Source organism: Nonomuraea sp. NPDC049624 (genome assembly GCF_040675255.1).
In the GTDB taxonomy this organism is placed as follows: Bacteria; Actinomycetota; Actinomycetes; order Streptosporangiales; family Streptosporangiaceae; genus Nonomuraea.
Map to the genome: position 1 here is coordinate 37,068 of NZ_JBFAOR010000015.1, position 20,099 is coordinate 57,166.

General features: G+C 71.7%; 22 protein-coding genes and 1 tRNA gene. 19 read left to right on the plus strand and 4 right to left on the minus strand.

What is annotated here, in order from left to right:
* The first annotated feature begins 18 nt into the window (after window positions 1–18).
* Window positions 19–399: a hypothetical protein gene (locus AB0J76_RS42750; protein ID WP_352328535.1), complete on the plus strand. Its 381-nt coding sequence runs from the start codon at window positions 19–21 to the stop codon at window positions 397–399.
* Here the strand turns inward: AB0J76_RS42750 and AB0J76_RS42755 are convergent.
* On the minus strand, window positions 375–869 hold the full coding sequence (locus tag AB0J76_RS42755) for a DUF523 domain-containing protein (protein ID WP_352328537.1): 495 nt from the start codon (window positions 867–869) through the stop codon (window positions 375–377). The genes AB0J76_RS42750 and AB0J76_RS42755 overlap by 25 nt on opposite strands.
* A 79-nt stretch (window positions 870–948) precedes the next feature.
* On the opposite strand from AB0J76_RS42755, the gene AB0J76_RS42760 reads away from it, so the two are divergent.
* The 11 genes from AB0J76_RS42760 (at window position 949) to AB0J76_RS42810 (ending at window position 8,128) form a co-directional block, all read left to right on the plus strand.
* Window positions 949–1,311 (plus strand): hypothetical protein, encoded by a 363-nt coding sequence (locus AB0J76_RS42760; RefSeq protein WP_352328539.1) that lies wholly within the window; start codon window positions 949–951, stop codon window positions 1,309–1,311.
* On the plus strand, window positions 1,308–1,685 hold the full coding sequence (locus AB0J76_RS42765) for a hypothetical protein (RefSeq protein ID WP_352328541.1): 378 nt from the start codon (window positions 1,308–1,310) through the stop codon (window positions 1,683–1,685). The genes AB0J76_RS42760 and AB0J76_RS42765 overlap by 4 nt, the downstream gene beginning before the upstream one ends.
* Before the next feature lie 31 nt (window positions 1,686–1,716).
* Window positions 1,717–2,334: an SRPBCC family protein gene (locus AB0J76_RS42770; RefSeq protein ID WP_352328543.1), complete on the plus strand. Its 618-nt coding sequence runs from the start codon at window positions 1,717–1,719 to the stop codon at window positions 2,332–2,334.
* 180 nt (window positions 2,335–2,514) lie between these two features.
* Window positions 2,515–3,696, plus strand: coding sequence for an MFS transporter (locus tag AB0J76_RS42775; RefSeq protein WP_352328545.1), 1,182 nt, complete (start codon window positions 2,515–2,517; stop codon window positions 3,694–3,696).
* Window positions 3,693–4,514 (plus strand): metal-dependent hydrolase, encoded by an 822-nt coding sequence (locus AB0J76_RS42780; protein ID WP_352328547.1) that lies wholly within the window; start codon window positions 3,693–3,695, stop codon window positions 4,512–4,514. The genes AB0J76_RS42775 and AB0J76_RS42780 overlap by 4 nt, the downstream gene beginning before the upstream one ends.
* Before the next feature lie 38 nt (window positions 4,515–4,552).
* The gene (locus tag AB0J76_RS42785) at window positions 4,553–4,735 is read left to right on the plus strand and encodes a Clp protease N-terminal domain-containing protein (protein WP_352328549.1); all 183 of its coding nucleotides are present in this window, start codon (window positions 4,553–4,555) and stop codon (window positions 4,733–4,735) included.
* Between the two features lie 105 nt (window positions 4,736–4,840).
* Window positions 4,841–4,913: transfer RNA gene (locus AB0J76_RS42790), tRNA-Ala, on the plus strand.
* A gap of 138 nt (window positions 4,914–5,051) precedes the next feature.
* Window positions 5,052–5,849 (plus strand): hypothetical protein, encoded by a 798-nt coding sequence (locus tag AB0J76_RS42795; RefSeq protein ID WP_352328551.1) that lies wholly within the window; start codon window positions 5,052–5,054, stop codon window positions 5,847–5,849.
* Window positions 5,846–6,964, plus strand: coding sequence for a histidine kinase (locus tag AB0J76_RS42800; protein ID WP_364393179.1), 1,119 nt, complete (start codon window positions 5,846–5,848; stop codon window positions 6,962–6,964). Before AB0J76_RS42795 ends, AB0J76_RS42800 begins: the two co-directional genes overlap by 4 nt.
* The gene (locus AB0J76_RS42805) at window positions 6,961–7,602 is read left to right on the plus strand and encodes a response regulator transcription factor (protein ID WP_352326429.1); all 642 of its coding nucleotides are present in this window, start codon (window positions 6,961–6,963) and stop codon (window positions 7,600–7,602) included. The genes AB0J76_RS42800 and AB0J76_RS42805 overlap by 4 nt, the downstream gene beginning before the upstream one ends.
* 79 nt (window positions 7,603–7,681) lie before the next feature.
* A complete protein-coding gene (locus tag AB0J76_RS42810; protein ID WP_352326430.1) occupies window positions 7,682–8,128 on the plus strand; it encodes a MarR family transcriptional regulator in 447 nt (148 codons plus the stop codon).
* Here the strand turns inward: AB0J76_RS42810 and AB0J76_RS42815 are convergent.
* The 3 genes from AB0J76_RS42815 to AB0J76_RS42825 form a co-directional block, all read right to left on the minus strand.
* Complete coding sequence (locus AB0J76_RS42815) at window positions 8,125–9,621, minus strand: pyridoxal-dependent decarboxylase (protein WP_352326431.1); 1,497 nt, start codon at window positions 9,619–9,621, stop codon at window positions 8,125–8,127. The two genes, AB0J76_RS42810 and AB0J76_RS42815, sit on opposite strands and share 4 nt — an antisense overlap.
* Window positions 9,622–9,708: 87 nt before the next feature.
* On the minus strand, window positions 9,709–9,894 hold the full coding sequence (locus AB0J76_RS42820) for a DUF4236 domain-containing protein (protein ID WP_352326433.1): 186 nt from the start codon (window positions 9,892–9,894) through the stop codon (window positions 9,709–9,711).
* 36 nt (window positions 9,895–9,930) lie between these two features.
* Entirely contained in the window at window positions 9,931–11,376 is a 1,446-nt protein-coding gene (locus tag AB0J76_RS42825) for a PLP-dependent aminotransferase family protein (protein ID WP_364393184.1), read from the minus strand.
* A gap of 71 nt (window positions 11,377–11,447) precedes the next feature.
* On the opposite strand from AB0J76_RS42825, the gene AB0J76_RS42830 reads away from it, so the two are divergent.
* The 7 genes from AB0J76_RS42830 to mmsA all read left to right on the plus strand — a co-directional run bounded on the left by AB0J76_RS42830 (window position 11,448) and on the right by mmsA (window position 20,098).
* A complete protein-coding gene (locus AB0J76_RS42830) occupies window positions 11,448–12,197 on the plus strand; it encodes a metallophosphoesterase (protein ID WP_352326436.1) in 750 nt (249 codons plus the stop codon).
* 453 nt (window positions 12,198–12,650) lie between these two features.
* A complete protein-coding gene (locus AB0J76_RS42835; protein WP_352326437.1) occupies window positions 12,651–13,625 on the plus strand; it encodes an ABC transporter substrate-binding protein in 975 nt (324 codons plus the stop codon).
* A gap of 52 nt (window positions 13,626–13,677) precedes the next feature.
* Window positions 13,678–15,186, plus strand: a complete 1,509-nt coding sequence (locus AB0J76_RS42840; RefSeq protein WP_352326438.1) for a sugar ABC transporter ATP-binding protein — start codon at window positions 13,678–13,680, stop codon at window positions 15,184–15,186.
* Entirely contained in the window at window positions 15,186–16,199 is a 1,014-nt protein-coding gene (locus AB0J76_RS42845; RefSeq protein WP_352326440.1) for an ABC transporter permease, read from the plus strand. Before AB0J76_RS42840 ends, AB0J76_RS42845 begins: the two co-directional genes overlap by 1 nt.
* A 5-nt stretch (window positions 16,200–16,204) precedes the next feature.
* Window positions 16,205–17,179 carry a galactofuranose ABC transporter, permease protein YjfF gene (gene yjfF, locus AB0J76_RS42850; protein ID WP_352326447.1) on the plus strand — a complete coding sequence of 325 codons (975 nt, stop codon included), beginning with the start codon at window positions 16,205–16,207 and terminating at the stop codon, window positions 17,177–17,179.
* A 209-nt stretch (window positions 17,180–17,388) separates the two neighbouring features.
* Window positions 17,389–18,507, plus strand: coding sequence for a multiple monosaccharide ABC transporter substrate-binding protein (gene chvE / locus AB0J76_RS42855; protein ID WP_352326442.1), 1,119 nt, complete (start codon window positions 17,389–17,391; stop codon window positions 18,505–18,507).
* Window positions 18,508–18,568: 61 nt separating this feature from the next.
* Complete coding sequence (gene mmsA, locus AB0J76_RS42860; RefSeq protein ID WP_352326443.1) at window positions 18,569–20,098, plus strand: multiple monosaccharide ABC transporter ATP-binding protein; 1,530 nt, start codon at window positions 18,569–18,571, stop codon at window positions 20,096–20,098.
* The last annotated feature ends 1 nt before the right edge of the window (window position 20,099 follow it).

Below are 20,099 nucleotides of genomic sequence, written 5' to 3' on the forward strand. Positions count from 1 at the left end.
GATGCGAGCGTGTAGCCCATGGACGCACTGCGCAGAGCCCTCGGCGTGCTCTCCCTGGCCTACGCGCTGATCTTCGCCGGGGCCGCGCTGCTGCACGCGGGCGTCACGGTCGGCCCGCTGTCCCAGCCGGTCGTGCCGCCCGCGGTGGTGGTGGAGACGTTGTGCGCCCTGGGCCTGCTCGCCGGCGGCCACGGCGCGCTGACCCGCCGCCGGTGGGCCTGGGACGGCCTGGTCCACACCCATGCGGGCGCCCTGGGCGGCGTGCTGATCGGCATCCTGGCGCTGGCCCTGCACCCGTCGGCGGCCACGGCACTGAGCACCTGGTTCCACGACACGATGGCGGTGCTGCTGGCCGCCGGTCTGGCCGCGGCCTTCTACGCCTCCAGATCGCGCAGGTGATCGGCCGCCGCGGGCAGCTGGTCCTCGGTGAACACGCGGACGCCGTGCGCTTCGAGCAGGGCGGTGGTCACCCCCTGGCCGGGCACCCGACGGCCGCCGAACGTGCCGTCGTGGATCGCCAGCGCCCCGCACGAGGGACTGCCCTCCTTGAGCACGGCCAGCCGGGCCCCGGCCGAGCGGGCGGCCTCGAGCGCGGCCCGCGCCCCCGCCACGAACTCGGCCGTCACGTCGGAGCCGTCGCTCGCCAGCACGCGGGCGTCGCCGGAGAGCACCGCCGCCCCGCCCGCGCCGCCCTCGATCTCGGCCGCCGGGCGCGGCACGGGCAGCCCGCCCGCGACCTCGGGGCAGAAGACCACCAGCCGGCCCTCCGCCCGCCAGCTCGCGAGCAGGGCGTCGGCGCTGGTCTTCGCGCCGCCGTCGTAGCGGACCCGGCGGCCCATCAGGCAGGCGCTGACGAGGATTCTCTGCACGTCCCCGATCCTATGAGCGCGATCGGCACCAGCGGGACGGCGGCGGGGGCGACCTGCACGGGCGCTAACCTGTGTCCCGATGAACACCACCGTCGCCACGATCGTCATCGTCGGCTCACTGCTGCTCATGCTGGCGAGCCTGGTCGTCGCCGTCCGCGACCGGCCCATGGGCATGGTCCTGCTGATCGGCTTCGCCGTGCTGGAGGTGGCCATTCTGGTGCAGGCCGGATTCGTGATCGCGGCGGTGAGCGGCGGCGAGGGGCCGCCGGAGAAGGCCACGCTGTTCGGGTACATCGGCGGTCAGGTGCTCATCCCGCCCGCCGGGGTGTTCCTCGCGCTGGCCGAGCGCAGCCGGTGGGGCACGGCGATCCTGGTCGTGGCCGGGTTCGCGATCGCGGTGATGAACGCGCGGCTGCTGCAGATCTGGCAGGGCGTGGCGTGAGCGCCCCGATCGGCACCGGCCCCGGGCGCGCGCTGGTCGCCGTCTACGGGCTGTTCTCGCTGGCGGCCGGGGCGCGGGCGGCGGTGCAGATCGCCACCCGGTTCGACGAGGCGCCGCTGGCCTACGCGCTGTCGGCCTTCGCCGCGCTGGTCTACGTCGTGCTCACCGTCGCCCTCGTGCGCGGCGCCCGCCGCCTCGCGCTCGGCGCGCTCGTCATCGAGCTGGCCGGCGTGCTGCTGATCGGCACCGCGAGCGTGGCCGACCCGGCGGCTTTCCCCGACGCCACGGTGTGGTCGTCGTACGGCAAGGGTTACCTGTTCGTCCCGCTGGTGCTGCCCTTCGTGGGTCTCTACTGGCTGCTGCGCAGGCGTTAACGCCGGGCGTGCGCGGGCAGGGACAGACCCCATGAGCACGATCGAGCACTCAGTAGACGTCAACGTCCCGATCCGCGTGGCCTACAACCAGTGGACCCAGTTCGAGAGCTTCCCCGAGTTCATGGAGGGCGTGGAGTCCGTCAAGCAGATCTCCGACACGCTCACCGAGTGGGTGGTCGAGATCGCCGGGGTCCGCCGCGAGTTCCAGGCCGAGATCACCGAGCAGCACCCCGACGAGCGCGTCGCCTGGCGCGGCACGGACTCGCCGCACCATGCGGGCGTCGTCACCTTCCACCGCATCGACGCCGACACCACCAAGGTCACCCTCCAGATGGAGTACGACCCCGAGGGCGTCATCGAGACCGTCGGCGACGCGCTGCAGATCGTCCGGCTGCGCATCAGGAACGACATGGAACGGTTCAAGTCGTTCATCGAGTCGCGCGGCGGCGAGACGGGCGGCTGGCGCGGCGACGTCCCCGGCGCCCACCAGCACCAGCACGAGCACGGCTCCACCTACGGCGACAGCGGCGCGCCGGTCCCGCCCGGCACCGTCGGCGGCGGCGACTACCCGCCGAGCGGAACCCTGCCTCCCCCCGGCCCGGGTATCCCGCGCAACCAGCCCCCGGAGGGCCCGAGCCCGGTCCTGTAGGACGGATCTCCCCCGAGAATCTCAGCCCCCGCCCCGGGGGCTTTCTCATGTCCAGGAATAAAGGGACATTTCGGTCCTGTTAAGGTGGTGATTCGTCCCATGATTTGATGAGTGGAGGACCTGACCAGCATGAGCGTGCTAGCCCAAGAAGCCCGTGGCAGAACAGGCAGAACCGCCCCCTTGGCCTGGCTTCTCGTGCTGGGCATCGTTCTGGCGGCGCTGAACCTGCGCACGGCCGTCACCAGCGTCGGGCCGCTGCTCGACCAGCTCGCCGGGGCGCTCGGCATGAGCAGCGTCGGCACCGGCCTGCTCACCACGCTGCCCGTGCTGGCCTTCGCCGGCGTCGGCGCGGTCACCCCGACCCTGGCCCGCCGGATCGGCGAGCACCGGTTGCTGCTGCTCGCGCTGGTCACCCTCGGCTCGGGCATGCTGGTCAGGTCGCTGGTCGGGTCGGCCCCGGTGTTCCTGCTGAGCAGCGCGGTCGCGCTGTCCGGCGGCGCCGTCGGCAACGTGCTCATCCCGACGCTGATCAAGCGTCACTTCCCCGGGCGTACCGGGATCATGACCACCGTCTACACCACGGCCCTGGCGGCGGGCACCATGCTGGCCGCCGCCGCGACCGTGCCGATCGAGCGCGCGTCGGGGGACTGGCACATCGCGCTCGGCGTGTGGGCGGCCCTGGCCGCCGTGGCCGCCATTCCGTGGCTTGCGCTGCTGCGCAGTGAGCCGGAGCGGGACACGGGCAGCCGGGACGCGGGCATCTCGACCCTGCTGCGCAGCAGGCTCGCCTGGATGGTGGCGATCTACTTCGGCACCCAGTCGATGATCGCCTACATCATGTTCGGGTGGCTGGCCACGATCCTCACCGACGGGGGATACACCTCCTCGCAGGCCGGGATCATGCTCGGCGTCTTCACCGCCCTGAACATCCCGGTCTCGATCCTCGTGCCGACGATCGCCGCGCGCTTCCGCGACCAGCGGCCGGTCGTCGTGGGGCTGGTCGTGTTCTACACGATCGGCTTCCTCGGGCTGTGGTTCGCGCCTTCCTCGACCGCCATGGTCTGGGTGGTGTTCGTGGCGGTCGGCATGGGGTCGTTCCCGCTGGCGCTGGTCATGCTGGGGCTGCGCACCCGTACGCCGGAGAGCACGGCCGCGCTGTCGGCCTTCGGGCAGAGCGCCGGATATCTCATCGCCGGCGCCGGCCCGCTCCTGGTCGGGGTGATCTACCAGATGACCGGCGGCTGGTCGCTGACGTACGTGCTGATCTTCGGCGTGATCGCCGTCCAGCTCCTCACCGGCCTGTACGCCGGCCGCGACCGCTATCTGGAGGACGAGCGCCGCCCTGCCACAATGACCAGGTGAGATCCACTGTCGTCACCTTCCCCAACGGCCGGGTCAGCGGCCGTTCCCCGATTGTCGGGGCCGTGCCGGTGGGGGACCGGCACGGCCTCGTCACCGCCGAGACGCCGTTCCACCCCCTCGACCACACCTGGCCCGACCAGCCCGCAGACCGGGGGACGATCGGCGAGCTGCCGGTCCTCGACTGCGTGACAGGGGCCCAGTCGAACGACGGTGAGATCTTCGTCGGCGAGTCCATCCCGGTCCGGCGCGGCGCCGAGGGCTGGGAGTGGCTGGTCGTCCACGTCACCGACACCCCGCTGCCCGTCGGCGCGGAGGTGGACCTGGAGGTGGACGCCGGATACCGGGCGGCGCTCTCGGCCGGCCACACCGCCTGCCACCTGGCCGCGCTGGCGCTCAACGCGGCGCTGGCGGACCGGTGGCGCAAGGAGGTGCGGCAGGACCGGCTCGGCCATCCCGACTTCGACCAGACGGCGATCACCTCCTCGCGCATCGTCCCGCACGGCAGCGTGGACGAATACCGCCTCGGCAAGTCGCTGCGCAAGAAGGGCTTCTCCGCCGACGACCTGGACCTGACCGAGCTGGCCGGGCGGGTGAACGAGCGGCTCGGCACGTGGGTGGCGGCCCGTGCGCCGGTCCGGCTCGACGTGCCGGGGCCGGGGCTGACCGCGTTGCGCACCTGGCACTGCTCGTTGCCCGAGGGCGAGGCGTCGATCCCGTGCGGCGGCACGCACGTGCGCGACACGGCGGAGCTGGGCGCGGTCGAGGTCGCGTTCACCCTGGAGGAAGCCGCCCTCACCATGCGCACCACCTGCGGCTAGCGAGTCCTGACTCCTGGGGCCCCTTACCGCGGGGCCCCGTGTCAGGCCCTGGCGGCCAGAAAGGCGAGGACCCGGCGCCACGACCGGTCACCGGCGAACGGCTGCTGTGGGGCCTGCTCGCCGACGGCGCGAACGGCGCCGGCCGCCTGCTCCGCGAGGCCGGGGTCGACGTGGCCGCGCTGGTCAGGGAGGCGGGCATCCCGTCCCGCCGCGCCGCCTGACGCCACGCCGTTCGGGGCGGGCCGGAGGGCTCCTCCGGTCCGCCGGGGCGCGGCATCCGGCGTGACGCGAGGGGTCCGGAAGTCCGATACACTTGGTGATCGCAAGGGGCTATGGCGCAGTTGGTAGCGCGCCTCCATGGCATGGAGGAGGTCTGGGGTTCGAATCCCCATAGCTCCACAGCAGAAAAGGTGGCGTCCGTGAGGGCGTCACCTTTTTTCGTGCCTACGCCAGGCCATGTCAATACCTCTCAGGTCACCTCCTGTCCGGACCTGGGGGAGACGCGGGCGGCCGGGTGGAGCCGCGATCGTCGAGGGCATGCGACTTCAACGACTGCAGATCTCGGCGCTTTCCGTCCTCGCGCTCGTCGTGGCGCTCGCGCTCGCGCCGCTGCCGGGGCTGCCGTACACCATGGGGTTCGCGCCGCACTGGGTGACCGTGCTGGCCGCCGGGCTGGGGGCGGTCTTCGTGGTGCGGCCGCATCCGGCGGGGCTGGTGCCCGTCCTGCTGCTGCTGTGGTCGGCGGGCGGGCTCGTGCTCGACGTCTTCCGCGCCTTCTTCGCGCTCACCGGCATCCCCGCCGGGGAGTTCGCGCAGGTCGACTGGCCCGGGATGGCGCTGCGCGGGCTCAGCCTGGCGGCCTGCGCGCTGCTGGGCGCGCTGCTGCTGCCGCGCGTCAGGGTGCCCGGCGGGCCCTGGCTCGGGTACGCCGCGTTCGCCCTCGGGTTCGTCTACCCCCTGGCCAAGCTCTACTGGTCGGCGGGCGGCACCCTGTTGCGCCCCGCTGACTACGGCGAGGGCTTCCCGTACGGCGAGACCATCATGCTGGTCATCGGCGCGACCGGCTCGCTGGCCCTCGTGCAGAGGTGGGGGCGGTCGCTGCCGCGGCGGCTGGTGCTGGCCGGCGGTTGGACGGGCGCCGGCATGTTGACCACTATGGGAGCCATGTCTGTTCTCGGCACGTTCTCCCAGCTCCTCGGCCTCACCCCGGGGCCCGTGCCGCTGTCCGAGCCGGCCACGGTGGCGGCGGTCGCGGTCGTGTACGGGAGCTGGCTGCTGTTCGGACTCGCGGTCGCCGGGGCCACTCTCTCCTACCAGCGCACGACGGCACGATGACGCCCCGCCGCGCCGACGTGGTCCTGGCCCTGGTCGCCGGGGTGACACTGTTCCCGCTCTCCCTGACGGTGGCGGTGTTGTCGGCGCCCGGCGTGCGGGCGGTCCTGCTGGCGGGGGCCTGCCTGGCGGCGCACGCGGCCGTGGCGTACCGGCGGCGGACGTGGGCGTTCCTCGTGGTCGCCGCGGCCTTCGCCGTCCAGGTCGCGGTGACCGGGCTGTTCCTCGTGCTGCCGTCGTCGGCGCTGTTCCCGCTCGCGGTCTACTCCTGCGCCGCCCACGCCCGGCGGCGCCCGCCGCTGGTGGTCGGCCTGGCGGGGGCGGGGGCGGCGGCGGCCAGGTTCGCGACCGACTCCAGCGTCGCGGCGGCCGGGCTCGGGCCGGACCCGTGGCTGCTGCTGGCGCTGCTGGCCGCGGTGGTGGTCGCGGCGTGGGGGCTCGGCCTGTACCGGCGGACCCAGCTCGCCCACCTCGACCTGCTGCGGGAGCGGGCCCGCGAGGCCGCGGCGCGGGCCACCGCCGAGGAACGGGCCAGGATCGCCAGGGAGATGCACGACGTGGTCGCCCACGCGCTGGCCGTCATCGTCGCCCAGGCCAGGGGCGGCCGGTTCGCGCCCGCGCGGGCGGCCGAGATCCTGGCCGCCATCGAGGAGACGGGACGCGCGGCCCTCACCGACATGCGGGCCGCCGTCGGCGTGCTGCGCGCCACGCCCGGTGACGGGCCGCCGCCCGGACTGACCGGCCTGCCGGACCTGGTGGCGCGGACCCGGGACGCCGGGCTGCCCGTCGAGGAGATCGTGCGCGGCACGCCGCGTCCCCTCGGGCCGGGGGCCGATCTCGTCGCCTACCGCGTGGTGCAGGAGGCGCTGACGAACACGCTCAAGCACGCGGGCGCGGGCGCGCGCAGCACCCTCCGGCTGGACTGGACGGACGACGCCCTGCGCATCACCGCCGGCGACGCGGGCGGCACCGCCTCCGCCGCGACGTGCGGTGACGGGCCGGGGAACGGGCTGGCGGGCATGCGCGAGCGGGTGACCGCGCTGGGCGGGACCCTGGACGTCCGGACGGAGGAGGAAGGCGGGTTCGTCGTCGAGGCCCGCCTTCCGTACCCGGCATGACCATCGGCGTGTACGTCGTGGACGACCAGCGGCTGGTGCGTACCGGCACGGTGATGGTGATCGACGCCCAGGACGACATGCGCGTGGTGGGGGAGGCCGGCGACGGGGTGGAGGCGCTGGCCGGGCTGCGCGCGGTGACGGCGGACGTGGTGCTCATGGACGTCCGCATGCCGCGCATGGACGGCGTCGAGGCGACCCGGCGCCTGCTGGCGACCCCCGGCGCACCCAAGGTGATCGTCCTGACCACCTTCGACCTGGACGAGTACGCCTTCGCCGCGCTGCGGGCCGGCGCGTCGGGCTTCCTGCTCAAGGACGCCCCCGCCGAGGAGTTGCTGGCCGCGGTGCGGACCGTCCACCGGGGGGACGCGGTGATCGCCCCCTCGACCACCCGCCGCCTGCTCGACCACGTCGCGCCGCACCTGCCGGACGCCGGGCCCGACCCGCTGACCGAACGGGAGCGGGAGGTGTTGCGGCACATCGCCTGGGGCGAGACGAACGCCGAGATCGCAGGCGCGCTGTTCCTGTCCGAGGGCACCGTCAAGACCCACGTCGGCCGCGTCCTGGCCAAGCTGGGGCTGCGCGACCGGGTCCAGGCGGTCATCTGGGCCTACGAGCACGGCCTGAACCGCCGCCCCTGAGCGGGCGCGCGCCGTCCCCGGCGCGACAGGCTTGAATCGTTCATGCTCTGAATGATGTATCGGCACTACCATTGTGCGGGTGGACGAAGTCAAGCCGGTGTCGGTGGCGGGGACGATGGCCTTCAGGATCGGGACGCTCGGGGCGATCCTGACCGAGCGGTTCACGGCCGCGCTCGTCCCGCTCGACCTCAAGCCCAAGCACGTCGGGCTGATGACCCTGCTGGAGGCGCGCGGCGCGGCCTCGCAGCTCGACGTCGCCAAGGCCATGGGCGTCGCGCCGAGCCTGGTGGTGACGCTGGCCGACCACCTCGAACGGCTCGGCGCGATCTCCCGGGTGCGCGACCCCGGCGACCGGCGGCGTCAGCTGCTCGACCTCACCGGCGAGGGGCGCGCGCTGCTGGGCCGGTGCCTGGAGGTGACGCTGGAGCTCGACGCCGAGCTGACCGGCGGGCTCGGCCCGCGGGACCGGGCCGTGCTCGCCAGGGTCCTCGGCACGCTGGCCGCCCAGGCGGGGCTGCCGGTCTAGTCGTCGCGAGCGGTCTCCCGGGCGGTCTCCCGGGCTGTCTGCTGAGCCAGGGCGGCGTGTCCCTGGCGGATGTCGGCCCAGGCCCGGTCCACGTGGCGGAGTTCGGTGGCGGGGCCGCCGACGGCCATGCGGAGCACGATCCGGCCGCCTATCGCGGTGTGGGTCAGGTAGAGGGAGCCACCGGCGTTCAGGGTCTCCATCAGGCGCAGCGTGGCGGCGTCGGCGTCGGCGGGCGGCAGGCCGGGCCAGCGGGGACGGAAGCAGACCAGGCCGAGCGGGTGCGGCTCGTGCAGCTCGAAGGCCGGGTCGGCGGCGATCAGGGCGGCCAGGTGCTGGGCCAGGGAGACGCCCTTACGGATGTGGGCGCGCAGACCCTCGGCGCCGTACCAGCGGATCACCGACCACAGTTTCAGCGCCCTGAACCGGCGGCCCAGCGGGATCTGCCAGTCGCGGTAGTCGACCACCGAGCCGGCCGTCGTCGCCGCGTTGCGCAGGTACTCCGGCAGGATCGACAACGCGCCGAGCAAGGGGGCGCGGTCGGCCGTCCACAGGACGGTGCAGTCGAAGTTGGTCAGCAGCCATTTGTGCGGGTTGGTGGAGTAGGTGTCGGCGTACTCCGCCACGCCGTCGTTGAGCCCGCGGAACTCGGGGCAGACGGCGGCGACCCCGGCGTAGGCGGCGTCCACGTGCAGCCACACGTCGTGCTCGCGGCACACCTCGCCGATCTCCGGCACCGGGTCGACGGCGGCCGACGAGGTGGTGCCGACGGTGGCGCAGACCATCGCGGGGACCGCGCCGGCGGCCTTGTCGGCCGCGATCAGCTCGCGCAGCCGTCCCGGGTCCATGGCCAGCGTACGGGGGTGCACGTCCACCACCCGTACGCCGTCGGAGCCGAGGCCGGCGACGCGGGCGGCCTTCTCCAGCGAGGAGTGCGTCTGCGAGGAGACGTAGATCGTGTACCGCTCGGCGACGCCCGTACGCGTGACCCGGCCGTCGCTCGCCCGGTGCAGGGCGGCGAGCAGCGCGACCAGGCAGGCGCTGGACGCCGAGTCCTGGATCACGCCGCCGCCGCGCGCGTCGGTCCTGAAGTGCGCGGGCAGGCCGAGCAGGCTCGCCAGCCAGTCCACCACCACGGTCTCCAGCTCGGTGCAGGCGGGGCTGGTGACCCACAACATGCCCTGCACGCCGAGGCCGCTGGAGAGCAGGTCGCCGAGGATGGCGGGGCCGCTGGCGTTGGAGGGGTAGTAGGCGAAGAAGGCGGGGTGCTGCCAGTGGGTGATGCCGGGCAGCAGGATGGTGTTCAGGTCGTCCAGGACGGCCTCGAACGGCTCGCCGTGCTCGGGCGGCTCGGCGGGCAACGCGCGGCGGACGTCCCCGGGCTCGGCCCGTGACATCACCGGACGGGACTCGATGCCGGCCATGTAGTCCGCGATCCAGTCGACGACCTGCCGGCCGTGGCGGCGGAACTCCTCCGGGCTCATATGGGCGTTCATGCTTACAGATCATCATTTGGGCGGCGTCCCGGGAAGACGGGAACGGGCCGGAGGCCGCGCGCCTCCGGCCCGTCGTTCCGGCGGGGGTCAGCGCCCGCTGAGTGTCTTGCGCCAGTGGAAGCCGCCGGGCAGATTGACCGACAGCGTACGGCGGCCGTCGGCGGTACGCGTCACCCTGAACAGCCGGTTGCCCCAGCTGTGTCCAACGCCGCCGCGGGACAGGTTCAGCCGGACCGGGCCGAGCTTGATCGTCTTGCGGTAGCTCCAGCTCATCGGACTCCTCCGTCGAGGTCGGTGAGAGCCGATCAACTACCCGAGAAGGCCGGAAATATCGGGGTTTTCGCTGCCGGCGGCGCTTCCTGCGGCGGATGCCCAGGTCAGGGCGTCGGCGAGGGCGTCCAGGGCGGCGGGGAAGGCGCGTTCGGAGGGGGCGGCGTACCCGATCAGCAGGCCGCCGGGGCCGGGCGTCTGGCGCAGCGGGCTCAGGCCGCGCAGGGCGATGCCGCGCCGCTCGCAGGCCGCGAGCACGACGGACTCGGCCGGCCCGGACGGCGGGAGCAGCAGCAGCGCGCGCAGGCCGGCGGCCACGCCGGGCAGGCGCGCGCCGGGCAGCGGGGCGGCCGGTCCCGGGCCGAGCCGCGACAGCAGCAGCTCGCGGCGGCGGCGGTAGCGTAGCCGCGCGGCGCGCACGTGCCGGTCGTAGTCGTGGTCGTCGATCAGCCGGGCCAGGACGAGCTGGCCCAGCACCCCGGTGTGGGCGTCGGCGTGCAGCTTGGCCTCGGCGACCGGGCCCACCAGGGCGGGCGGAAGCGCCATCCAGCCCAGGCGCAGCGCCGGGGAGAGCGACTCGGAGGTGGTGCCGCAGTAGACGACCTGGTCGGGGGCCATGCCCTGGAGGGCGCCCACGGGACGGCGGTCGTAGCGGAACTCGCCGTCGTAGTCGTCCTCGATGACCGGGCCGCCCCACTCGCGCAGCAGGCGGCGGCGCGCCGGGGCCAGGGGGACGCCGGTCGGGTACTGGTGCGCCGGGGTCAGCACGGCGGCGGCCACCCCGGACGTGAGGTCGCCGGTACGGGCGCCCTGCCCGTCCACCGCGAGGGGGACGATCGTGCGGCCGGCGCGCCGCAGGACCTCGCGGTAGAAGTCGTGGCCCGGGTCCTCCATGGCGATCGGGCCCGCGCCGAGCACCTGCGCCAGCAGGTTGAGCGACTGGACGAAGCCCGTGGTGACGACGATCCGGTCGGGGGCGGTGCGCACGCCGCGGGTCCTGCCGAGGTAGCCGGCCAGCGCGGTGCGCAGCTCGATCCGGCCGCGGGGGTCGCAGGGGCCGAAGACGTCGGCGGGGGCCGCGGCGAGCACGTGGCGGGTGGCCCGCAGCCAGGCGCGCGCGGGGTAGGCCGACACGTCCGGCTGCCCGGGACGAAGGTCGTGCACCGGCTGCGACGGCCGGGCGGCGGAAGGGGAGCCGATCGGCGCGGGGGCGGGTGGGAGGGCGTCGGCGACCTCGGTGCCCGAACCCGGGCGGGTGGTGAGGTAGCCCTCCTCGGCGAGCTGGTCGTAGGCGGCGCCCACCGTGCCGCGGGCCAGGCCCAGCCCGGCCGCGAGCGCCCTGGTCGAGGGCAGGCGGGTGCCGGGCGGCAACCGCCCGTCGCGTACGGCGGCGCGCAGCGCGTCCTCGACGGCCCGCCGCCGCCCGAGTGCGGGATCGAGCTCCAGATGCAGGTCCACTCCGGAACTGGTCCAATTTTTCACCACGAAACCGGATCTTACGGATGGTCCGGTGGGCGGTTACCGTCGAGGGCGTACCTCGAAAGGAAGTCCTGCCCATGCTCGTGATCGCCCATCTCAGCGACATCCACCTCGGCGGCTCGGACCGGTCCGTCGAGCGCGCCGACGCCGTCATGCGCTATCTGGACGCCCTCCCGTACGACCTCGACGCGGTGCTCGTCACCGGCGACATCGCCGACCACGGTCTGCCCGAGGAGTACGAGCAGGCGCGCAAGCTGCTGACCTCGCGCCACCCGGTCCTCGTGTGCCCCGGCAACCACGACGTCCGGGAGGGGTTCCGGCGGGTGCTGCTCGGCGAGCCGGCCGCGTCCGGGCCGGTCAACCGGGTCCACCGCACCGGCGGAGCGGTCTACGTGTTGTGCGACTCCTCCGTCCCGGGCCGGGCCGACGGTCACCTGGACGGCGAGACGCTGTCCTGGCTCGACGGCGTGCTCGGCGCGGAACGCGGCCTGCCGCTGTTCGTGGCCTTCCACCACCCGCCCGCGACGCTGCACTCGCCGGTCGACACGATCATGCTCCAGGCCCCGGAACGCCTCGCCGCCCTGCTGGCCGGGCATCCGCACGTGACGGCCGTGCTGGTCGGCCACGCGCACACCGCGGCGGCCACCACCTTCGCCGGCCGCCCGCTGCTCGCCGCGCCCGGCGTGGTGTCCACGCTGCGGCTGCCCTGGGAGGGCGCGACCACGCTGGCCGGCTGCGCCGACTACGAGCTCCCGCCGGGGCTCGTCTTCCACGTGCTGGACGACGACGGCCGGATCACCACCCACCACCGCGTCGTACCGGTCTGAGGGCGGACGGCGGCGGGCCGGGAGGCCGCGGGCCTCCCGGCGCGGGGACGGTTCGCTTCACGGGGGTGCTCCTCGGACGAGGGGACTGTTAGCGCTACCAGTCGAAGTGGCCGCTAACAAAGGTGATCGGCGTCACGTTAGGGAGGGAACACCCCTGGAGTCAAGGGGTGTCCGGCGTGACGTGACCGTGATGTGGCGGGCTCTTGACGGATGTGCTTGTTAACGTTCACAGTCGTGGCCAAGCCAGGAAAGGAGCGGTCGCGGGATCGGTCCGGGGTCGTCTCCCCTCGGTCGCGGCCGAGGAGGCGAGGTGGCGGCCCGTCTCCTGGCACCCCGCGGTCGCCGGTACGCGAGACGGGCACGGCCCGACGGGACCGCGCAGGCCCCCGAGGCAGGAAGGCGCCGGCAGCCGGTTTCGGTTGTTAGCGCTCACATGAGAAGGGAACCCCCCACGTGTTCAGAAGGATCTCGGCGTTGGTGCTCGCCGGGCTCACCGCGATGTCGGTGGCGAGCTGCGGCGGAGGCAGTGGCGGCAGCGGCGGCAGCGGCGGCTCGATCACCATGGGCTTCGCCCAGGTCGGCGCGGAGAGCGGCTGGCGCACCGCGAACACCAAGTCCGTGCAGGACTCGGCCAAGAACGCGGGCGTGACGCTCAAGTTCTCCGACGCCCAGCAGAAGCAGGAGAACCAGATCAAGGCCATCCGCTCCTACATCCAGCAGAAGGTGGACGTCATCGCCTTCTCGCCGGTGGTGGAGTCCGGCTGGGACACGGTGCTCAAGGAGGCCAAGGACGCGAAGATCCCGGTCATCCTGACCGACCGCGCCGTCGACTCCAAGGACACCTCCCTGTACAAGACCTTCCTCGGCTCCGATTTCGTCGAGGAGGGCAAGAAGGCCGGCCAGTGGCTGGTGCAGGAGTACAAGGACGCCAAGGACCCGGTGAACATCGTCGAGCTCCAGGGCACCACCGGCTCGGCCCCCGCCAACGACCGCAAGGCCGGGTTCGCCCAGGTCATCGGCGCCGACCCGAAGTTCAGGGTGATCGCCTCGCAGACCGGCGACTTCACCAGGGCCAAGGGCAAGGAGGTCATGGAGGCCTTCCTGAAGTCCAACCCGGACATCGACGTGCTGTACGCCCACAACGACGACATGGGCCTGGGCGCGATCGAGGCCATCGAGGGCGCGGGCAAGGTGCCCGGCAAGGACATCAAGATCATCACGGTCGACGCCGTCAAGGACGGCATGCAGGCCCTGGCCGACGGAAAGATCAACTACATCGTCGAGTGCTCGCCGCTGCTCGGCCCGCAGCTCATGGACCTGGCCAAGAAGGTCGTCAAGGGCGAGCAGGTGCCGGCCCGCGTGGTGACCGAGGAGACCACGTTCACGCAGGAGCAGGCCAAGCAGGTCCTGTCCAGCCGTCAGTACTGATCGCGCGGGCCGGGCCCGGTGGCCCGGCCCCTTCAGGCGGAAGGGGAGGCGCATGGCCGCACCCGTGCCGGTCCTGACGATGAACGGGATCGGCAAACAGTTTCCCGGGGTCAAGGCCCTGGACGGCGTGGACCTGCGGCTGCTGCCCGGCGAGGTGCACGCGCTCATGGGCGAGAACGGCGCCGGCAAGTCCACCCTGATCAAGGTGCTCACCGGCGTGCATGCCGCCGACACGGGCACGATCGAGCTGGGCGGGCGGCCCGTCGCCTTCGCCGGCCCGGCCGAGGCGCAGCGGGGCGGCATCAGCACCGTCTACCAGGAGGTCAACCTCTGCGCGAACCTGTCGGTGGCCGAGAACATCTTCATCGGCCGCGAGCCGCGCAGGTTCGGGCGCATCGACTGGAAACGCGTGCGGGCCAGGGCCGGCGAGCTGCTGAGCGGGCTGGACCTGAGCATCGACGTCTCGGCGCCGCTGTCGGCGTACTCGCCGGCGGTGCAGCAGATGGTGGCCATCGCGCGGGCGGTCGACATCGAGGCCCGGGTGCTGATCCTGGACGAGCCCACCTCCAGCCTGGACGCCGACGAGGTGCGGCAGCTCTTCCGGGTGATGCGGCGGCTCAAGGAGGAGGGCATCGCCATCCTCTTCGTCTCCCACTTTCTCGACCAGATCTACGAAATTTCGGACCGTATGACGATCCTCCGCAACGGACGGCTCGTCGGCGAGTACCTGACCCGCGAGCTGCCCCAGCTCGACCTGGTCGCCAAGATGATCGGCCAGGAGCTGGCCGCGCTCGACCGCCTGCACGGCGAGGCCAGGGGCTTCGACCGCCCGCTGGTCGAGGCGCGCGGGCTGGGCCGGGCCGGGGCCGTCGAGCCGTTCTCGCTCACCATCCACGAGGGCGAGGTCGTGGGGCTGGCCGGGCTGCTGGGGTCGGGGCGTACCGAGGTCGCGCGGCTGCTGTTCGGCGCCGACCACGCGAGCGGCGGCGAGCTGTCCGTCGGCGGCGCGCCCGCCGCGCTGCGCACCCCGCGCGCGGCGATGAACCACAAGATCGCCTTCTGCTCGGAGAACCGCAAGGAGGACGGCCTGATCCCCGACCTCACCGTGCGCGAGAACATCATCCTGGCGCTCCAGGCCACCCGGGGCTGGACCAGGCCGGTGCCGCGCGAGCAGCAGGACGAGCTGGTCACCCGGTACGTCAAGGCCCTGCGGATCAGCCCGCCCAACCCCGAGCACCTGGTGCGGAACCTGAGCGGCGGCAACCAGCAGAAGGTGCTGCTGGCGCGCTGGCTCATCCTGGAGCCCCGGCTGCTCATCCTCGACGAGCCGACCCGCGGCATCGACGTCGGCGCCAAGACCGAGATCCAGCGCCTGGTCGCCGAGCTGTCCGACGGCGGCATGGCGGTGTTGTTCATCTCCGCCGAGCTGGAGGAGGTGCTGCGGCTCAGCCACAAGGTCGAGGTGCTGCGCGACCGGCGGCTGGTGGCCGAGCTGCCCAACGACGAAGCGCTCACCATGGACGTGCTCATGGAGACGATCGCGAGCGGAGGGCGGCCCTGATGCGGCGGCTGTTGTGGCCCGTGGCGGTGCTCGCGCTGCTGCTGGCCCTGAACGTGTTCTTCACCCCCAGCTTCCTGTCCGTCCAGGTCAGGGACGGCCACCTGTACGGGAGCCTGATCGACATCCTGCGCTTCGGCGCGCCGCTGATCCTGGTCTCGCTGGGCATGACGCTGGTCATCGCGACCGGCGGCATCGACCTGTCGGTGGGCTCGGTGGTGGCGATCTCGGGCGCGCTGGCCTGCCTGCGGATCAGCGAGGACGCCGGCGTGCTGGCCGCCGTGGCGCTCGCGCTCGGACTGTGCCTGCTGCTCGGCGCCTGGAACGGGTTCCTGGTCGCGCAGGCGGGCATCCAGCCGATCATCGCCACGCTGATCCTCATGGTGGCCGGGCGCGGCCTGGCCCAGCTCATCACCGACGGGCAGATCATCACGGTCAACAGCCCGTCGTACAAGCTGATCGGCGGCGGGTATCTGCTGGCGGTGCCGTTCGGGGTGCTGCTGGTGCCGGTCGTGCTGGCGGTCACCGCGTTCCTGACCCGGCGGCTGGCGCTGGGCCTGCTGATCGAGTCGGTCGGCGGGAACGCCGAGGCCAGCAGGCTCGCGGGCATCAGGTCGCGCGGGATCGTCATCATGGTCTACGCCTTCGCCGCCCTGTGCGCGGGCATCGCCGGGATCCTGATCAGCTCGAACGTCTCCAGCGCCGACGGCAACAACGCCGGCCTGTGGATCGAGCTGGACGCGATCCTGGCCGTGGTGATCGGCGGCACCTCGTTGTCGGGCGGCCGGTTCTCGCTGGGCGGGACCGTGGCCGGCGCGCTCGTCATCCAGACGCTCACCACGACGATCTACTCCATCGGCGTGCCGCCCGAGACGACCCTGCTGTTCAAGGCGCTGGTCGTGACGGCGGTCTGTCTCGTGCAGTCGCCGTCGTTCCGCGCGAAGGCGCTGCGCCGGCGCGGCGGCAGCGCGCCGCCCAGCCCGGCCCCCGAGGAGAAAGTGCGGGTGACCCTGTGACGACCATGACCGTGGGCCGGGTCGCGTTGCCGGCCCGCCACCTGCCCGTGCTGGTGACGGCGTGCCTGTTCGTGGCGATGTTCGTCGTGGGCGGCCTCCGGTACGAGGGGTTCGCCAGCGGGCAGGTGGTGCTCAACGTCTTCATCGACAACGCGTTCCTGCTGGTGGTGGCGGTGGGGATGACGTTCGTGATCCTGGCCGGGGGCATCGACCTGTCGGTGGGGTCGGTGGTGGCGCTGTCCACGATGATCTCGGCGTCGCTGATGTCGGGGCCGGGGTGGCCGCCGTACGTGGTGGTGCCGCTGGTGCTGGCCGTCGGGTCCGGGCTCGGGCTGGTGATGGGGTACATCGTGCACGCCTTCGACATCCAGCCGTTCATCGTGACGCTGGCCGGGATGTTCCTGGCCCGGGGGCTGTGCTACACGATCGGCACGGACTCGATCCCGATCGAGGACCCGACGTTCACGGCGTTCGCGCAGACCAGGATCGACCTGTTCGCCGATCTGTGGATCTCGCCGAGCGTGCTCATCGCGGTGGGGGTCGTGCTGGTGGCGGCGTACGTGCTGCACTACACCCGGCTCGGGCGGGCGGTGTACGCGACGGGCGGCAGCGAGCAGTCGGCGCTGCTCATGGGCCTGCCGGTGGGCCGGACGAAGATCACGGTCTACACGGTGAGCGGCTTCTGCTCGGCGCTCGGCGGCGTGCTGCTGTCGTTCTACATGCTCTCGGGCTACGGCCTGCACGCCGTCGGCATGGAGCTGGACGCCATCGCCGCCGTGGTGATCGGCGGCACGCTGCTCACCGGCGGCAGCGGCTTCCTGCTCGGCACGGTGCTCGGCGTGCTGGTGCTCGGCCTGATCCAGACGATCATCAGCTTCGAGGGCACGCTCAGCTCCTGGTGGACCAAGATCTTCATCGGCCTGCTGCTCTTCGTCTTCATCGTGCTGCAACGGGTCTTCAGCGCGCGTCCAAGGCGCTGACCTGCGAGGAGTCTGCCGCGAAAGTTACCTAAAGGTTTCCGTCAGGTTATCCTCAACCGTTGACATCGTCTTTGTTAGCGATAACAATCGGCGGGAACGAAGCGAGAACTTTGTTCTGATTCGGCACGTTCTGTGACTGAGTCCTCTGCAAGATCGGCAGTTAACGCTCACATTCCCGCTGCCGCAACCCCCATTGCAAGGAGTGCCACATGAGGTTGGGACGTATCGGGGGCGTGGTGTCCGCCATCGCGCTCGCCGCGACCATGACGGCCTGCGGCTCCAGCCAGAAGACGGTCGACGCCGACGCCTCCACGTCGGCCGCCGCCGGCGGCGCGGGCGCCCTGATCGGCGTCACGATGCCCACCAAGTCGTCCGAGCGGTGGATCCACGACGGCGACAACGTCAAGCAGCAGCTCGAACAGCTGGGCTACAAGGTCGACCTGCAGTACGCGGAGAACGACATCCCGACGCAGGCCAACCAGATCGAGAACCAGATCACCAAGGGCGCCAAGCTCCTGATCATCGCCTCGATCGACGGCACCGCGATCACCTCGCAGCTCCAGCAGGCCGCCGACGCCAAGATCCCGGTCATCTCCTACGACCGCCTGATCCGCAACAGCCCCAACGTCGACTACTACGCCACCTTCGACAACTTCAAGGTCGGCGTGCAGCAGGCCACCTCGCTGCTCAAGGGCCTCGGCGTGGACGACGGCAAGAAGGGCCCGTTCAACGTCGAGCTGTTCGGCGGCTCGCCCGACGACAACAACGCCACGTTCTTCTGGAACGGCGCCATGTCGGTGCTCCAGCCGAAGATCGACGATGGCACCCTGCTGGTCAAGAGCGGCCAGAAGGACTTCAAGACCGCCGCCATCCTGCGCTGGGACCCGGCCACGGCCCAGAAGCGCATGGAGGACATCCTCACCAAGACCTACACCGGCGGCACCAAGGTGGACGGCGTGCTGTCCCCCTACGACGGCCTGTCCATCGGCATCCTGTCGGCGCTCAAGAGCTCCGGCTACGGCACCAGCGGCCAGCCCTACCCCGTCGTGACCGGTCAGGACGCCGAGCTCGCCTCGGTCAAGTCGATCATCGCCGGCGAGCAGTACTCCACCATCTTCAAGGACACCCGCAAGCTCGCCGAGCAGACGGTGAAGATGGCCGACGCGGTCCTCAAGGGCGGCAAGCCCGAGGTGAACAACACCAAGGACTACGACAACGGCAACAAGGTCGTCCCCTCCTACCTGCTCGACCCGGTGATCGTGGACAAGAGCAACTACAAGGAGATCATCGTCGGCGGCAACTACTACACCGAGGACCAGCTCAAGTAAGGGCCCGCCCCGGGGGACCGCGGTCCCCCGGGGGCACTTCCCACACCTGAGCGAGGGGCATATGACCGAGCACATCTTGCGGATGAGCGGGATCACCAAGACGTTCCCCGGTGTCAAGGCGCTGCAGGACGTCAACCTGGCCGTCCGGCGCGGCGAGATCCACGCCATCTGCGGCGAGAACGGCGCCGGCAAGTCGACGCTGATGAAGGTGCTGTCCGGGGTCTACCCGCACGGCGACTACGAGGGCGAGATCACCTTCGAGGGCGCGCGCTGCGAGTTCGCCGGCATCCGCGACAGCGAGCACGCCGGGATCGTCATCATCCACCAGGAGCTGGCGCTCAGCCCGCAACTGTCGATCGCGGAGAACATCTTCCTCGGCAACGAGCGCGCCAGGCGCGGCTTCATCGACTGGAACCGCACCAACTACGAGGCCGCCGAGCTGATGCGCCGCGTCGGCCTCCAGGAGAACCCCACCACCACGGTCTCCGACCTCGGCGTCGGCAAGCAGCAGCTCGTCGAGATCGCCAAGGCGCTGTCGAAGGAGGTGAAGCTGCTCATCCTCGACGAGCCGACCGCCGCCCTCAACGACGACGACTCGGCCCACCTGCTCGACCTGCTGCGCGGCCTGCGGGACGAGGGCATCACCTGCGTGATCATCTCGCACAAGCTCAACGAGGTGACCGCGATCGCCGACTCCGTCACGATCATCCGCGACGGTCGCACGATCGAGACCCTGGACATGGCCACCGACCACGTCACCGAGGACCGGATCATCTCCGGCATGGTCGGCCGCGCGCTGGACAACCGCTTCCCGCCGCACGAGTCGACGATCGGCGAGGAGGTCCTGCGGATCGAGGACTGGACGGTGCACAGCCCGAGCCAGCCCGGCCGCAAGGTCGTGGACGGCGCCTCGCTCACCCTGCGCAGGGGCGAGATCGTCGGCCTGGCCGGCCTGATGGGCGCCGGGCGCACCGAGCTGGCGATGAGCCTGTTCGGCCGCACCTACGGCGTGCACATCTCCGGCAAGGTCTTCAAGGACGGCAAGCCGATCGAGATCCGCAACGTGCAGGACGCGATCCGCCACGGCCTGGCTTACGCCACCGAGGACCGCAAGCGGTACGGCCTCAACCTCATCGAGGACATCAAGCGCAACATCAGCGCGGCCGGGCTCAAGGGCCTGGCCCGGCGCGGCTGGGTGAACGAGAACGAGGAGTACAAGGTCGCCGAGGAGTTCCACCGGAGCATGAACATCAAGGCGCCCAGCGTCAACAGCGTCGTCGGCAAGCTGAGCGGCGGCAACCAGCAGAAGGTCGTGCTCTCCAAGTGGATCCTGACGCAGCCTGACGTGCTCATTCTCGACGAGCCCACCCGCGGCATCGACGTCGGCGCCAAGTACGAGATTTACACGATCATCAACCGCCTCGCCGACCAGGGCAAGGCCGTGCTGGTGATCTCCAGTGAGTTGCCTGAGCTGCTCGGCCTGTGCGACCGCATCTACACGCTCTCCGAAGGTCGCGTCACCGGCGAGGTCCCCCGCCGGGAGGCCACCCAGGAAAGCCTCATGCATCTCATGACCAAGGGACAGGAGTAGC